Raw genomic sequence first — 14,128 nt, 5'->3', positions numbered from 1 at the left:
AATTTTTGCGCCACTCTTAGCCGCCACCTCGTGATAGGCATTTATCATTTCTCGTTGCCAAAAACCTTCGCCCGAGAGATCCGAGTAATGAACACCTTCGCGAGCGCAAGCACCTAAAAGGCTTTCTCCGTTGTGCGTTGAATACGGCCCCGCGGTGGTGATAACCACCCGCGCGGACTTCACCATGGCATCTACGGCCGCCCTATCATCAAGATCACAAACGACGAGGTGCAGATCATCTTTGCCCAAAGCCTCGTGTAGCCTGCCCAGCTTCTCTTCATTGCGACCCGCTATGGCCCAGGGGCGCCCACGAAGATCGGGGTGGTCTTTTAAATACTCAGCGATCAGCTTCCCCGTAAACCCAGTGGCTCCGTAGAGCAGAAGATCAAATTTCTTAGGCGCCGTCATGAACATTCCACATTGATGAAAACATAGGAAAGATTACGCCTTAGAATCACGGCTAGTTCATCTGAGCACAAAAATCCCTGACAAAGCTTGCCTGCGCTGCCGATATGGCCTGTAATCCCTCGCCCACTCTCTGGCGATCCCCTGACCATGAATATAGAACGTAATACCGTCGCTATCTTCCACTACACGTTATGTAATGAAGAGAATCAAGAACTAGAGACTTCCCGCGGGGGCACACCGAGCGCCTATCTGCACGGTGCCAACAACATTCTGCCTGGCCTCGAAAAGAACATGGCGGGTAAGACCGAGGGCGACGTATTCAGCGTCAGTTTGAAAGCGGCGGATGCCTATGGAGAGCGAGACCCCAAGCGCCAGCAGCGGATACCCGTGAAGCACCTGCTTTTCAAAGGCAAGCTCCGGCCGGGTACTGTCGTGCAAGTCAATACGGAAAATGGCCAACGCCCGGCGACCGTCATCAAAGCTGGTAAGTTCAGCGCCGACCTGGACACGAACCATCCCCTGGCCGGGCAGGATCTCGTTTTCGACATAGAAATTCTCGAGGTTCGCCCAGCATCGAGCGAAGAAATTGCCCATCGCCACGTTCATGGCCCGGGAGGCCATCAGCACTAGGCGCCTAAGCGCTACTCGAGGAGGCTACTCCTCGACCAGAACCTGAACGGACTGCCTCTGAAAGGTGATGGGGCCGAAACTCGAAAGAAAAGACACTTCAGCGGCGTCCAGACCCACGCCAATGCGCGCTATCTGATTGGATGCCGCCATGCCTGTCGCATCCACAAGATGCCAGGTGTGATCAAGGTAGACCTCGGCCACAGCATGAAAGTCCTGCGGTGTTACGTAGGGAGCGTAGGCGCTCACAAATCTAGCGGGAATAGATGAAGCTCGAGCCAGGGCAATGAGCACGTGAGCAAAGTCACGACACACGCCCTGGCGGTGAACAAAGGTGTCGATAGCGGTTGTTTGGCTGTTGCTGCTGTCCGCGCAATAGCGAAATCGCTCAAAAATCCAGTCCCGCAGACGCGCTATGCGCTCTCCCCCGCCGCTATCGCCAAACTCGGCCTCCACAAAGCTCTGAAGCTCATCGGACTGACAATACCGCGAGGGCATGAGATAGCGAAGCGCATCATTGGGCAGCTTGTGGGGGGCAACGGCGGGAAGTTGCGCTATATCCAGCAGGGGGCGATCGATCTCAACGCGAGCCTGGTAGCTACATTCAAAGTCTTTCTCAATGTGCAGCAGCCTGCGTTCACCAAAGCGCTCCTCCCCAAGAACAGAGCCCTCATGCAAGGTGTCGCTCAGGATCATTTCCTCACTAAGCAATTGTTGGTCAGCAAAACTTGGTACGGTGATCTGCAGAATAATGTCCGTCTCCGCCTGAACCGCGTAGTGCAACTGGACATCTATCTGGAGTATCAAGTCCGACTTCCTTGTATCTTGAGAGGCTTCTTCACAGAGTATGGCTTGAAATGCTGGCTACAGCTAATACTGTTTTGGAAGTGTCGGGGCAATGGAGAGAGCGATGAATACAAACATCGCAAACAACAAAATCATCAAGCCGCTATATTATTCTCCCGGCGGTCAACGCTTCCACTTTACGGAACCCAGCGGCAACGAACTCACCGTGTGGACAGAACCTGAAGGGTAAGAGCACGGAGCTAAAACACAGTGGGAGACCCGTACTCCTGGGTGAGCACCGCTCGTACCGCAGCCTTCTCGGCAGGAACGTCCACTGGTGCGCAGCTGCCGTCGTTCCACTGCTGATACTCTTCGTAGGCCGCATCCCCAACAGCTGTCAGCAACTCCCAAACCAGCATGCAGGTTTCAAGCGGGCTCAAGGGAGACGGCGTTGTCGCTACATCTTCCAAGAGACCATCTAACCCGGGACTGTCCCGAAGCACTCGCACGGTGTCCTCGCCGGCATCCAGAACCATTACCTCTGGGTTGGCGCCGGAAAACTGTGGCCACGCTAGCTCTTTGACCCGTCCCGGTCGTCCTGTGCGCGCAAACTCACCCCAGGCACTCATCATGATTTGCGTCATCGCTTCGGCGGAATCCGTATCGGGATACATGTATTCACCTACGGAACCGTACATGGGAGCCCCCATCACGAAAGCTATTTCACTGGCATGAGCGGCACCAAGAACCTTTGAAAACGGCACAAACCAGTTGTCTGCCTGCTCATCCCAGTCAAATCGGTAGGCAAACAGGTCGCGATAACCTGCGGCCTCAAGATTCACTAACGCTTGATCCACAGCACGCACCTTCCAGCCTCGGCCCCTTTGTTCCACCCAGTAGCGGAAAAGCTCAGGCTCACGAATACGCAGCTTGGGAGGTAGGACGCCAAAGAGAACATCATCGGCATCGACAAAATAGCGGCTCAGACCTAACCAAAGCGTCACCTCATCGCGATTCGAGCCCGCAATCACCGGAACATCTTTCGCGTACTTTGGGTCCCCTAAGGCGGCCAACAGTCCTTCCCGGGGTATAACCTCACCATCACCGACAATGAGCGGCTCCGCATGATCCTTGTAAATGCCGAAGTACGCTGACAGCAGCGAGTCCGCGGGAAGCGCTCGCAGTTCCTCAGCGCTCACGGTGCTATTGTCCTTGTCCAGTTCACCTACCACCTGCCAGGAGCCCCGGCTGATGCTGGGAAACTCGTTGTCTGCGTTATACGCCTGTTGCGGAGAGTAACTGTGAAGTGTCGGCGACTGCGCCACCGCTTTGTGGAACAAACCCTCGCTCAGGGGCGATACCAACATGCTGTAAACGTTTCGGCCTCCGGCACTCTCGCCAAAAATCGTGACGTTTGCAGGATCTCCACCAAAGGACGCAATGTTTCTTTGCGTCCACTCCAGCGCTGCGATTATGTCCAGGGTTCCAAAATTACCGCTCGCATCGAGTCCCTGGGCAGCGTCCTGCAATGAGGGATGGGTAAACCAACCCAAGGGCCCCAGGCGATAATTGATCGTTACGACGACGACTTCTTCGCGCGCAGCCAGGGCCGAGTAATCGTAGGTGCCTTTTTGACCTGAGGTGTTACCGCCACCGTGAATCCAGAACATGACGGGATAGCTTCGCGTGGCATAGTCCAGGGGCGCGACCACGTCCAGGTATAAGCAATCTTCCTGCCCGACAATGGCGCCTTCTTCCGTACCGGAAATCTCGCCGGACTCCTGCGGGCACAGTATGTCGCTCTCTGATGGGTATAGGCGCTCCTGGGACACTGCCAGACGTCGAGGTGCTCGCCAGCGTAGCTCGTCTACAGGAGGTTGCGCGTAAGGAATATCCTTCCACCGTACCACCGGATGATCACTGCTCACGCCATGCACCTGACCGCTGTCCGTGGATACAAGCGTTCCCACCACCTCCTTAGCCGGCGGCGCTGAGCATCCGAGGAAAACCACGGCATAAAGCCCTAGAAGAAAATACTTCATGGCAGATTGAGGTTCTCTTCGATAGCGTCGAGGAAACCGTACATATCCACAACGTTTTCCTTGTCCGGATCGAGGGTTTTGCCCTTGAGATCTCCGGTAATGGTTCCCTGGGCTACGGTGTCAATCAACGCTTTTTTCAACGCCAGGGCATAATCCGTCAGCGCCCGATTACCCTCCCGTCGAGCGAGCTCCTCCAAAGCATTGGCCACGGCAAAAATCAGCGCCGATGAATTAAAGTTTGCCTCTTTTCCATCGGACTCGATGTAGCGCAGGTACAGATCGTGAGCCGTCCCATGCGGTGCTTCATACAGAAGCGTGCCATCCTTACTCTTGATGACGGAGCTGGCCGTCGCGAGACTTCCCCCCAGTGCCGCCGAGATGTCCGAAAAGATATCGCCATCGAGGTTTTGTGCCGGGTACAAGCCCCAGCGCGGCGGATCGCAAATCATCTTGCTCAACTGCCGGGACGGCCGCATGATCATAAACGAGGGAGGTGGCGTATCCAGTGCCGCCAGCTCCTGTCGAATCTCGAGAATAATCGAGCTGTAGACCTCATCGTAGTTAACAAACTCTCGCTTTAGACCGAAGTACACTTCCTTTTTGTACAGGGACGCGTCGCGAAATACCTGTTTCACCCAATCTTTGATGGCATCACGATCGTTAGACATAAACAGGATGGGATCATTAGCCTTGACGGTTCGTGCATGCTTTTCTACGCCGTCCATCACCACCTTGATAATTCCATCTTCGGGCGCGGGCGTGTTGTAGCTGCCGTACTGATCGCCCCCGCCGGCGCTCATGCGCGAGATAGAAACGTTTGCCTTACGTTCCGGCAAGCCATAATGCTTAAGCTGCTGGACAAGCTTGTACAGCTTCATACCGCTGACATTGTCTGGCACGCCCCACAGCGCTCTCTCAGGCGGATTAGAAACAATGCGAGCAGCCTGCGCGTCAATCAATTCGTAGTGGTAGCTCAGACCCGCAGCAGCCACCTTATCCTTGTAGTCACTCTCATAGATTGCTTCGATAGCCGCACGCATGACACCGTCATAACCGGGCACCACGGTGTCCTTCAGGCCCAGGTAGATATCGCGCTTTTCGTCCAGAGCCCGCTGAAAAAACCGATGCGCCCAGGCTTCTACTTCCTCCAGACTATTGTTCGCCAACATCCAGGGGTCACCCTTCTTAAGGGTGCGTCTATGCAGCTCAACGGGATCACCACTACTCCCCACGAACATAACTTTGGCCACGCCGGTGGCGTTGGAGAGCTCGCTATAACTGAAGTCCAGGCCACCGCTATCCATGGTATCCACCTCGATATCACGGTTTACCCAGTCTGGGCGGACACTGGTGAGATTTTCAAACTCAATATCTTCCCGGGTGATGTTTCCGCCAATACCCTTACGAATAGCACCATTGGGAGATTTAGTTGCCAGCTTGTCGAGTTCTGGTTCTTTGATGTCGGGATACTTCGCCAACAAGTCATCAAGCTGGCTACGATTGACCGTCATGCCCGCGTTCTTGATACCTATTCCGTGCTCTTTTAAAGCGTCAATGGCCTCTAAAACAACCTGACCATTGCTCGTGAAGCGCTTTTCAGCGGACAAGTCGACCTCCAGAAGGTCGATATCGAGCCGAGAGGTAACGAACTGCTCTAGAAGACGTTCGAAGGCAATCTGCGCCATTTCATCGCCGTGAAGAATGACTAAGGGCTTCTCGACTTTTATCCTGGTACTCACGATTTACGCTCCTAAAGAGATTGCTCTGCGTCGAGTGTTCACCGACGCGCAGGGCTGCAATTCTAAGCTGCGGCCAGATCTAACACCACTGGTGTCTAAGGCTTTTTGGCCCCCGGCCTCTTTGCAAAACACCGGCACGAGCGGTATTTTCCCTGCGCAAAGTGAACATCTCAATCGCGAGCCCTCTAACAGGAGACGACAATGGCCGGATCACTGCAAGACCAGTTACTTAATGCCGGCCTCAGCGACGCGAAAACCGCGAAGAAGCTGGACAAAGAAAAGCGCAAACAAAAGCGCACAGCGCAGAAATCTCGAACTGCCGTGGTAGACGAGGTGAAGCTAGCGGCCCAGCAAGCGCGGGACGAAAAAGCAGCTCGAGACCGAGAACTCAATCAAGCGCTAAACGCAGAAGCCCAACGCAAGGCTATCGAGGCGCAGATCGTGCAACTCATCACTCAAAACAAGCTGGATCGTCAGGGTGGTGACATAGGCTTCAACTTCACCTCACAACAGAAGATAAAGAAACTGTACGTGTCAGGGCTACAGCAGAAGCTGTTTGCCGCCGGTAAGATCGCTATCGCACAAATCGCTGAGGGTTTTGAGTTAATACCCGCAGAAGTTGCCAACAAAATCGCTGAACGAGATCACGAACGAGTTATCTTTTGTGCTCAGGAGACCGCCGAAGCCTTAGATGGCGAAGAGAGTGACTGGTACAAAGACTATGAGATTCCCGACGATCTTATGTGGTGAGTGAGTGGTGAGCGCGGAGCCAGAGTAGACAAAGCGGGGGTACTCAGGAGACAAGTGATGTGACGAGCACGGTACCCGCCACATCCGCTATCAGTTCTTAACCAGGACGATGAATACCGCAAATTTTGTGGCCGTCTGGATCTAAAAAGTAGCTCAAGTGCATCACACCCATGCTGCTATCTCTCGGTCCGGGAGGGTCTTCTACCGAGACCGCACCGTTAGCTACGGCAACATCGTGAAGCTCCACGACCTGCTCTGGCGAATTGCAGAGAAAGCCAATGGTAGAGCCGTTCGCAGTCGTTACCGCTTCGCCATTAATGGGCTCGCTAATACCAAAGGTAGTGCCGTCATGTATGTAAAAAAGGCGTTTCTGCCCCGTGTCATTGGTGTGCTCGATGGGGTCCCCCGCTCCCAGCACGCCAAGGACAGCATTGTAAAAGGCCTTGGTCTTCTCAATATCGCTGGATCCGATCATCAAGTGGTTCAACATATTGCTCGTTCCTCTACTTCAATGAATGTTCTTATGACTAGACGCCCTGCTCTTGGGGCTCAGTCGGACTTTTTCGATGAATCAGCGCTTGTCACGCTGAACACTGCGCTGGCGCGCACAATACGTCTATCGTCGACGGAGAAATAGGCGTTGGCATAGGCCATACGACGCCCCACATGCTGCACATCGGTATGTACCTCTATCCAATCACCGAGTTTGGCCGAACCCGCATAGTCGACATTCAAGCTGGCTGTCACCATGGGGACAGGCTCCTTCCCCGACAGCGCCGCACTATAACCCAGGGCGACATCGGCCACGCTGCTAAACACTCCGCCATGCACCAGGCCCCTTGCATTGCAGTGTTTTTCTTGGGCGTAGAATCCCAACACAAGATTTTTGCCTCGCCGGCTGCTGTACAAAGGCCCGAGTAGCTCAAGATAAGGACTACTGCGGATAAGTGACTCAAATCCCACCGGCGGCTCAGTCAAACGTTGTCGCCCCCTATCGTCTTACTCAGTGTGCCCATGAGCTCAATCCTTTATACGGTGAATTTTCTTGCGCGGCATGATCGCACTTTTTCAAATAATGTCGATAAGCTCCTGCGCATTGCAGAGCGATTGCACCGTGGTGGAGAGCGCTTGCAGCGTGTAGCATCGCGCATCTGACAAAAAGAACTAACACGTGACTGATAAGCAAAAGCGCGCATGCTCAGCCTAAGCGATATTTCTCTCAAGCCCGATGGAGAGCATCAGTTCGCTCACAGTTTTGCACCGGGAGAAATCTCCGTGGTCCTGGGAGCCAACCAGTCGGGCAAAACCGACCTGTGCAGGCTGATAGCGGGCTTAAATACCAGAGCTCTGGGTTCAGTCCATCTCGACGGTGCATCCTTAGATTCGCTGAATCCGCGACAGCGTCCCGTGAGCATGGTCTACCAAGCCTTCGTGAACTATCCCAACCTTACGGTCTTTGAAAATATTGCCTCACCGCTGAGAGCCCAAAAGGCCAATGGCGACACTCTAAGCCGCACGGTAGCGTCACTGGCAGAAAAACTGCACATTCAGGCGCTCCTTGAGCGTTATCCCAGTGAGCTCTCCGGGGGCCAGCAACAGCGCTTGGCCATTGCTCGGGCGCTGGCAAAAGAAGCCCGTGTCTTACTGCTGGATGAACCCCTCGTTAACCTGGATTTCAAACTACGCGAGGCCTTGGAACTAGAACTCCGTGAACTCCTTCACGCCTCCAACACCATCGTCATTTACACGAGCAGCGACCCGCGAGACGCTTTTACCCTGGGTGACCAGCTGTTGCTCCTGGACAGAGGTCAGAAAGTTCAGTCTGGTCCACCTCTGGAGGTCTACCAAAATCCCAACTCCTTTAAAGCTATGGCATTGCTGGCTGACCCGGACATCAACCGCTTTCAACGCGATGGCAAAGCCTGTGCGCTGCGACCGGAGCACCTTTATCTTGAGCCGGAGCATGCCTCTACAACAGCCTTAAGCTTTGGCATGCAGGTGAGTGCTTACGAAACCAGCGGCAGCGAGTCCTATGTTCACGGCCGGGTAGAGGGCAATGACTGGGTGCTGCGTCACAGCGGCATGTTATCTCCGGAAATTGGGCAAACACTCCAAGTCAGCGCTGCGGAACGTGACGTGGTGCAGTTCTGATGGCGGATATCAGTCTCAATGATTTGAGTTTTAGATATCCCGGCGCTGCAGACGAAACGCTATCTAATCTCAAGCTGACCATTGCCAACGGCGAGGCCCATGCGCTCCTCGGTGCCAGCGGCGCAGGAAAAACAACACTGCTCAATATTCTGTCCGGACTCCTGGCGCCTACTTCCGGCAGTCTTCGCTTCGACGGCGAAGACGTATCTGAGCTCTCCGGGCGACGGCGGAATGTTGCTCAGGTCTTCCAGTTCCCCGTGTTGTACGAGTCCTTAAGCGTCGCTGAGAATCTGGCTTTTCCGCTCAAGACCCGTAAAGCAGGGCGGCAGCTGATTGCGGAACGGATCGACTACATCTGTAAAGAGCTGGAAATTGAAGACATCCGCTCTCATAAGCCGGCAACTCTTTCGCTTTTCCAAAAACAGCTGGTTGCTGTGGGTAAGGCTCTGGTGGGGCCCGACGTGAGCATGGTCCTTCTCGACGAGCCTCTCACGGCAGTGGAGCCACGGACTAAGTGGCGCTTGCGTCAAACTCTGCGTCGCGTGCAGGCCGATCTGAAAGTCACCATGATTTACGTCACCCACGATCAAACGGAAGCCCTTACCTTTGCTGACCGCGTATCCATACTCTCCGCCGGCGGCATAGTGCAAACAGGCACGCCCCAAGAGCTGTACTTATCTCCGACTCATGAGTTTGTCGGGCACTTTGTCGGCAGCCCCGGAATGAACTTCGTAGCTGCCGAAGCATTGGGAATCAGCGGCGTGGAGCGAGCAGGTTTTCGGCCCGAGTGGGTGGCTCCCGACTTTGCTAAAAGCTCTGAAGCCGCCACGCCTAGTGATGGTTCTAGCGCCGGCGTCATCGGCGGCAAAGTGTTGCGTACACGCATTCAGGGAGCACAACAGGGAAAGCCCTTTGGACTAGTGGCCGTGGCAACGGCACACGGCGAAGTAGTCATACAGGGCGAAATCCCACAAAGCACGCTAAAGATTGGGGACCATTTGCAGGTGCAGTTGACGCGCTGCGTTGGCTACAGTGAGCAACGCAAGGTGAGAGACATTGAGTTCCTTTAAACCGCAAAACAATCGTGCTTGGCTGGGCGTACTCCCCGTGCTCTTGGTAGTGGCGTTCAGCGCCGTCATCCCGCTGATGACCGTCGTGAACTACTCCGTACAGGACATTCTCGACTTCAACTCTCGATTCTTCGTAGGATTTGAATGGTATCGGGAGACACTGAACGATCCACGCTTCATCGATGCCTTCCTTCGACAGGTGGTCTTCAGCCTCACCATACTAGCCATCGAGGTACCCTTGGGTGTAGCTGTCGCCAAAGGGATACCCAAGGACAGTCGTTTCACCTCCCTGATACTAATACTGCTTGCCATACCGCTTCTCATACCCTGGAACGTCGTGGGTACCATTTGGCAGGTATTTGCCCGGTCCGACATTGGACTCCTGGGGTGGAGCATCAATGCTCTGGGGATCAGCTATAACTACACCGCTGAGCCGCTGCACGCCTGGCTTACTCTCGTGGCGATGGATGTCTGGCACTGGACATCGCTCATTGCCTTGCTGTCCTTTGCGGGGCTGACATCTATTCCGGGACCCTTCTATCAAGCTGCCGAGCTGGACGGTGCGAGTCGTTGGCAGGTGTTTCGCTACGTGGAGCTACCGAGGCTGCGCGGAGTACTGATCATTGGCGTACTCCTCCGGCTCATGGACAGCTTTATGATTTATACAGAGCCCTTTGTACTTACCGGTGGTGGTCCCGGGAACGCGACTACGATGCTTAGCCAACATCTGGCGACGATGGCCGTGGGTCAGTTTGACCTGGGGCCCGCAGCAGCATTTTCCGTCATTTATTTTCTATTCATCCTTCTGTTTTGCTGGGTGTTCTACACCAGCGTGGTGCGAAGTGACGATGAATAGGCTGACCACAAATAGACCGGGGATCAGTCGCGGGATACTCATTCTCTACGGCGTGTATCTACTACTGCCGCTCTACTGGCTCCTGTCCATGTCACTGCGCAGCAACGCCGATATCGTTGGTGAATTTTCCTTCCTTCCCCCGACAACAACGCTAGCGAACTTTGCCGAGATTTTTTCCAATCCGGTTTGGTATGAGGGTTTCATCAATTCTCTAAGCTACGTCACGATCAATACGCTCATCTCCCTGGCGGTGGCGATCCCCGCTGCTTACGCGTTTTCTCGCTACCGGTTCCTTGGCGACAAACAGCTGTTCTTTTGGCTGCTGACAAACCGCATGGCACCACCGGCAGTATTTCTCCTGCCGTTTTTTCAGCTCTATTCTGCCGTCGGTCTTTTTGACACGCCTCTTGCGGTCGCGCTGGCGCATTGCCTTTTCACCGTGCCTCTGTCCGTTTGGATTCTGGAAGGTTTCTTCTCGGGCGTGCCCACAGAGCTCGACGAAATGGCTCAGATCGACGGACACAGTTTTCTGTACTTTTTTGTGCGTGTGTTTTTACCGATCAATCGCGGAGCAATTGGTGTGACGCTGTTCTTCTGCTTTATGTTTAGTTGGGTGGAGCTCTTACTGGCCCGCACCTTATCCGGAGCGTCGTCAAAACCAATAGTCGTCGTGATGACCAGAACCGTGAGTGCTTCGGGCATAGACTGGGGCGTGCTGGCCGCTGCCGGGGTTCTAACGGTACTGCCGGGGGTTTTGGTGGTCTGGTTTGTGCGCAAGGATCTTGTGAAGGGCTTTGCTCTGGGACGAGTGTCATGAGCTGGATGGCGTGGACTACGCCCACGGCGATCTTCTTTGGAAGCATTGCCGCAGCGCTTGTTGTTCTCACCCTGCTGGAGCTGCTTCGTCCCACAGTCCGTGAAAGCGGCTTCTTACCCTTCGCGACAACCCGCGGCGATCGATTTTTTATCAGTCTTCTGAGCGCTGCTTTCATCCACCTGCTGTGGCTTGGTCTGCTTACAGACGGGCTTGTGGTCGCCTCGGCGTTCTCCGTGCTGTGGGCGGCACTACTTATGCGCTGGGGCTAAGCTCTTTATACTGAGCGCTCGTAACCTCGGGACATGTCACCATCGTGAAGACTTCGTATATCCGCGCCGCAATCGCTGTTTCCGCCATTTTAGTGTCCGCCTGCTCTGAACAAGCAGCCGACGCCCCTATTGGTTCTTCGGCGGATTTTGCCGCCAACGCCGCAGATTGGGTTAACGAATTCCAACCCTCAACGCTTTCCCGTGATGAGCAGCTCGCAGAGATGGCCTGGTTTACCGAAGCAGCAAAAGATCTGCGAGGCATGTCGATCAACGTCGCCTCGGAGAGTCTGACGACTCACGAATACGAGAGCACGCAGCTCACTCAAGCGTTCTTCGACATTACCGGTATCAAGGTGACTCACGACCTGATTCAGGAAGGTGATGTTATCGAGAAACTGCAAACTCAAATGCAGACTGGCGAAAACGTCTACGATGCCTACGTCAACGACTCCGACTTAATCGGCACGCATGCTCGCTATGGCTATGTGGTTCCACTGAGCGACTTCATGGCTGGCGACGGCGCGGCGGTGACCTCTCCTACCTTGGATCTGGAAGATTTCATTGGTATCAGCTTTACCACCGGCCCCGACGGAAAAATCTACCAACTCCCGGATCAGCAATTCGCTAACCTTTACTGGTTCCGCTACGACTGGTTTACGACGCTGGCTATCCAGGAACAGTTCGAATCAATCTATGGCTATGCACTAGGCGTTCCGGTGAATTGGTCCGCCTATGAAGATATTGCTGAATTCTTCAGTGTGCACGTGAAAGAAGTCGACGGCGAACGCGTTTACGGCCATATGGATTACGGCAAGAAAGACCCCTCGCTGGGATGGCGCTTTACCGACGCCTGGCTCTCCATGGCGGGAGCCGGCGATGCAGGAATCCCCAATGGCTTGCCCGTAGACGAATGGGGGATACGTGTTGAGGATTGCAGGCCCGTAGGCTCCAGCGTTAGTCGCGGTGGCGCGACTAACGGCCCCGCCGCAGTTTACGCGCTGTCAAAGTATATGGACTGGCTAAAGCGCTTTGCTCCCCCGGAAGCGGGCGGCATGACCTTCTCCGAGGCAGGGCCGGTGCCAGCGCAAGGGCACATCGCGCAGCAAATATTCTGGTACACAACGTTTACGGCAGACATGATCAAACCGGGTTTAGCGGTGGTCAACGAAGACGGCACACCAAAATGGCGTATGGCCCCCTCCCCTCACGGCCCCTACTGGAGCGAGGGTATGAAGCTGGGTTATCAAGACACGGGATCCTGGACTTTACTCAAGAGCACACCCTTGGAGAGACGCAAAGCGGCGTGGCTCTATGCCCAGTTTGTGACTGCAAAAACAGTGTCATTGAAGAAGACTCTGGTGGGGCTAACTCCCATCCGAAAATCTGATCTGGATGCCCAAGCCATGACAGATCTTGCTCCGAAACTGGGAGGCCTGGTGGAGTTCTATCGGAGTCCCGCCAGAACCCTATGGACACCTACGGGGACCAACGTTCCCGACTACCCCAAGCTGGCTCAGCTGTGGTGGGCTAACGTTGCTAACGCGGTAAGCGGTGAGGTCACACCACAGGCCGCCATGGACACCCTTGCTGAACAGCAAGATCGCATCATGGGACGTCTCGAGCAACATGGCGTCCTTGGGGAGTGCGGGCCCGCGCTGAACGAGCCCCGCGATAATCAGTACTGGCTTGATCAGCCTGGCGCACCCAAAGCGAGACTCGCTAATGAAAAGCCCCAAGGCGAGACTGTTCCCTACGATGAGCTGATTAAAGTCTGGGCTGAAGGATGATTAAGTTTAGATCGCCGGCGGCGCTCCTCTTTGCTGGGCTCCTCGCCCTTAGCCTGGGAACTGCCCACGCGCAGACTCCGCATTTAGATCAGAGTGCGCTTGAGCGTGGGAAGGAGATCGCTCTACTGGCAAAAAGAGAGTTGGGAGGACAGCTGCAGCAAGCTATGGCTAGTGGCGGCCCAGCTGTGGCGGTGGAGTTTTGTAACGAAAACGCCCTGCCTATTACTACCGCAGTATCCGAAAATACGGGCGCCAGGGTGTCGCGCGTAAGCGATCATCCGCGCAATCCAGATAACCGGGCCGAAGAAAACGAACTCGCCTATATCGCCCGGGCGAAATTACTACTGGCTGCTAACGAGCCCCTTAGCCCTCTGATGACGGACAAGGGTGACCATAAGGTAGGTTTTTATCCCATCGTGACAAGTGGCCTGTGCCTTCAATGCCACGGACAAGAGGGAACAGATATTTCTGCGGATACCCTGGAGATCATTGACGCACGGTACCCCAACGACGAAGCCACGGGATATGGACTCAAGGAGTTGCGCGGCATCTTCGTTGTAAGTATGCAAAAGCGATAGTGTGACCTCCTTCACATTCAGGAATTAAGTCGCAGGAGAATGTGACGGAATTCGCGCTTTCTTGGCATTGCTGATGTCTTGCTGGTTGGCTCGCGCTAATGTCGAGGCATGGACATTTTGACGCTTTTGGATTTACCCGTTCGGCGCGAACCGCTGCCGCAGACCCGCGCATTTGGAGAGAAATACTCCGAATGCCTTAAGTCCTGCGACCTGGTGCCCTACTGCTCACACCTGGGAGACCCCTCATG

The 14,128-nt window shown here is 54.8% G+C and carries 16 protein-coding genes; 10 read left to right on the top strand and 6 right to left on the bottom strand.

Annotation, left to right across the window (positions count from 1 at the left end; genetic code table 11):
• Positions 1 to 408, bottom strand: a 408-nt coding sequence (locus tag ACTG39_RS12405) for a saccharopine dehydrogenase NADP-binding domain-containing protein (RefSeq protein ID WP_439107881.1), incomplete at its 3' end; no start/stop codon positions are given.
• Between the two features lie 147 nt (positions 409 to 555).
• Between ACTG39_RS12405 and ACTG39_RS12400 the strand changes: the two genes are divergently transcribed.
• A complete protein-coding gene (locus tag ACTG39_RS12400; RefSeq protein WP_439107880.1) occupies positions 556 to 1,038 on the top strand; it encodes an FKBP-type peptidyl-prolyl cis-trans isomerase in 483 nt (160 codons plus the stop codon).
• Positions 1,039 to 1,062: 24 nt separating this feature from the next.
• Here ACTG39_RS12400 and ACTG39_RS12395 read toward each other — a convergent pair whose 3' ends face one another.
• Complete coding sequence (locus ACTG39_RS12395) at positions 1,063 to 1,842, bottom strand: transglutaminase-like domain-containing protein (RefSeq protein WP_439107879.1); 780 nt, start codon at positions 1,840 to 1,842, stop codon at positions 1,063 to 1,065.
• A gap of 103 nt (positions 1,843 to 1,945) precedes the next feature.
• Between ACTG39_RS12395 and ACTG39_RS12390 the strand changes: the two genes are divergently transcribed.
• Positions 1,946 to 2,071, top strand: coding sequence for a hypothetical protein (locus tag ACTG39_RS12390; RefSeq protein WP_439107878.1), 126 nt, complete (start codon positions 1,946 to 1,948; stop codon positions 2,069 to 2,071).
• Between the two features lie 10 nt (positions 2,072 to 2,081).
• On the opposite strand, the gene ACTG39_RS12385 is transcribed toward ACTG39_RS12390, so the two are convergent.
• Together ACTG39_RS12385 and ACTG39_RS12380 are read right to left on the bottom strand one after the other, a co-directional pair.
• Positions 2,082 to 3,863: a carboxylesterase/lipase family protein gene (locus ACTG39_RS12385; protein ID WP_439107877.1), complete on the bottom strand. Its 1,782-nt coding sequence runs from the start codon at positions 3,861 to 3,863 to the stop codon at positions 2,082 to 2,084.
• Positions 3,860 to 5,602, bottom strand: coding sequence for an isocitrate/isopropylmalate family dehydrogenase (locus tag ACTG39_RS12380; RefSeq protein ID WP_439107876.1), 1,743 nt, complete (start codon positions 5,600 to 5,602; stop codon positions 3,860 to 3,862). Before ACTG39_RS12380 ends, ACTG39_RS12385 begins: the two co-directional genes overlap by 4 nt.
• Positions 5,603 to 5,803: 201 nt before the next feature.
• Between ACTG39_RS12380 and ACTG39_RS12375 the strand changes: the two genes are divergently transcribed.
• Positions 5,804 to 6,352 carry a DUF2058 domain-containing protein gene (locus tag ACTG39_RS12375; RefSeq protein WP_439107875.1) on the top strand — a complete coding sequence of 183 codons (549 nt, stop codon included), beginning with the start codon at positions 5,804 to 5,806 and terminating at the stop codon, positions 6,350 to 6,352.
• 97 nt (positions 6,353 to 6,449) lie between these two features.
• Here ACTG39_RS12375 and ACTG39_RS12370 read toward each other — a convergent pair whose 3' ends face one another.
• A complete protein-coding gene (locus ACTG39_RS12370; RefSeq protein ID WP_439107874.1) occupies positions 6,450 to 6,842 on the bottom strand; it encodes a VOC family protein in 393 nt (130 codons plus the stop codon).
• 59 nt (positions 6,843 to 6,901) lie between these two features.
• Positions 6,902 to 7,315: a PaaI family thioesterase gene (locus ACTG39_RS12365; protein ID WP_439107873.1), complete on the bottom strand. Its 414-nt coding sequence runs from the start codon at positions 7,313 to 7,315 to the stop codon at positions 6,902 to 6,904.
• A 231-nt stretch (positions 7,316 to 7,546) separates the two neighbouring features.
• Here ACTG39_RS12365 and ACTG39_RS12360 point away from each other — a divergent pair, with 231 nt between their 5' ends.
• The 7 genes from ACTG39_RS12360 to ACTG39_RS12330 are packed head-to-tail and all read left to right on the top strand — an operon-like array spanning position 7,547 to position 13,880.
• Positions 7,547 to 8,503, top strand: coding sequence for an ABC transporter ATP-binding protein (locus ACTG39_RS12360; RefSeq protein WP_439107872.1), 957 nt, complete (start codon positions 7,547 to 7,549; stop codon positions 8,501 to 8,503).
• Positions 8,503 to 9,573: an ABC transporter ATP-binding protein gene (locus ACTG39_RS12355; protein ID WP_439107871.1), complete on the top strand. Its 1,071-nt coding sequence runs from the start codon at positions 8,503 to 8,505 to the stop codon at positions 9,571 to 9,573. The genes ACTG39_RS12360 and ACTG39_RS12355 overlap by 1 nt, the downstream gene beginning before the upstream one ends.
• Positions 9,560 to 10,429, top strand: a complete 870-nt coding sequence (locus tag ACTG39_RS12350) for a carbohydrate ABC transporter permease (RefSeq protein ID WP_439107870.1) — start codon at positions 9,560 to 9,562, stop codon at positions 10,427 to 10,429. The genes ACTG39_RS12355 and ACTG39_RS12350 overlap by 14 nt, the downstream gene beginning before the upstream one ends.
• A complete protein-coding gene (locus ACTG39_RS12345) occupies positions 10,422 to 11,246 on the top strand; it encodes a carbohydrate ABC transporter permease (RefSeq protein WP_439107869.1) in 825 nt (274 codons plus the stop codon). Before ACTG39_RS12350 ends, ACTG39_RS12345 begins: the two co-directional genes overlap by 8 nt.
• Complete coding sequence (locus ACTG39_RS12340) at positions 11,243 to 11,515, top strand: DUF2160 domain-containing protein (protein WP_439107868.1); 273 nt, start codon at positions 11,243 to 11,245, stop codon at positions 11,513 to 11,515. Before ACTG39_RS12345 ends, ACTG39_RS12340 begins: the two co-directional genes overlap by 4 nt.
• 44 nt (positions 11,516 to 11,559) lie before the next feature.
• The gene (locus ACTG39_RS12335; RefSeq protein ID WP_439107867.1) at positions 11,560 to 13,302 is read left to right on the top strand and encodes an ABC transporter substrate-binding protein; all 1,743 of its coding nucleotides are present in this window, start codon (positions 11,560 to 11,562) and stop codon (positions 13,300 to 13,302) included.
• Positions 13,299 to 13,880: a Tll0287-like domain-containing protein gene (locus tag ACTG39_RS12330; RefSeq protein WP_439107866.1), complete on the top strand. Its 582-nt coding sequence runs from the start codon at positions 13,299 to 13,301 to the stop codon at positions 13,878 to 13,880. Before ACTG39_RS12335 ends, ACTG39_RS12330 begins: the two co-directional genes overlap by 4 nt.
• The last annotated feature ends 248 nt before the right edge of the window (positions 13,881 to 14,128 follow it).

Source organism: Congregibacter sp. (assembly GCF_965662665.1).
Lineage (GTDB): Bacteria > Pseudomonadota > Gammaproteobacteria > Pseudomonadales > Halieaceae > Congregibacter.
The sequence above is the reverse complement of the archived record's forward strand: the minus strand, read 5'-3'. Positions and strand labels throughout refer to the sequence as shown.

Bases quoted from the DNA above. Each gene is read 5' to 3' on its own strand.
- ACTG39_RS12400 (WP_439107880.1), top strand. From the start codon at position 556: ATGAATATAGAACGTAATACCGTCGCTATCTTCCACTACACGTTATGT.
- ACTG39_RS12340 (WP_439107868.1), top strand. From the start codon at position 11,243: ATGAGCTGGATGGCGTGGACTACGCCCACGGCGATCTTCTTTGGAAGC.
- ACTG39_RS12375 (WP_439107875.1), top strand. From the start codon at position 5,804: ATGGCCGGATCACTGCAAGACCAGTTACTTAATGCCGGCCTCAGCGAC.
- ACTG39_RS12360 (WP_439107872.1), top strand. From the start codon at position 7,547: ATGCTCAGCCTAAGCGATATTTCTCTCAAGCCCGATGGAGAGCATCAG.
- ACTG39_RS12330 (WP_439107866.1), top strand. From the start codon at position 13,299: ATGATTAAGTTTAGATCGCCGGCGGCGCTCCTCTTTGCTGGGCTCCTC.
- ACTG39_RS12345 (WP_439107869.1), top strand. From the start codon at position 10,422: ATGAATAGGCTGACCACAAATAGACCGGGGATCAGTCGCGGGATACTC.
- ACTG39_RS12390 (WP_439107878.1), top strand. From the start codon at position 1,946: ATGAATACAAACATCGCAAACAACAAAATCATCAAGCCGCTATATTAT.
- ACTG39_RS12385 (WP_439107877.1), bottom strand. From the start codon at position 3,863: ATGAAGTATTTTCTTCTAGGGCTTTATGCCGTGGTTTTCCTCGGATGC.
- ACTG39_RS12355 (WP_439107871.1), top strand. From the start codon at position 8,503: ATGGCGGATATCAGTCTCAATGATTTGAGTTTTAGATATCCCGGCGCT.
- ACTG39_RS12370 (WP_439107874.1), bottom strand. From the start codon at position 6,842: ATGTTGAACCACTTGATGATCGGATCCAGCGATATTGAGAAGACCAAG.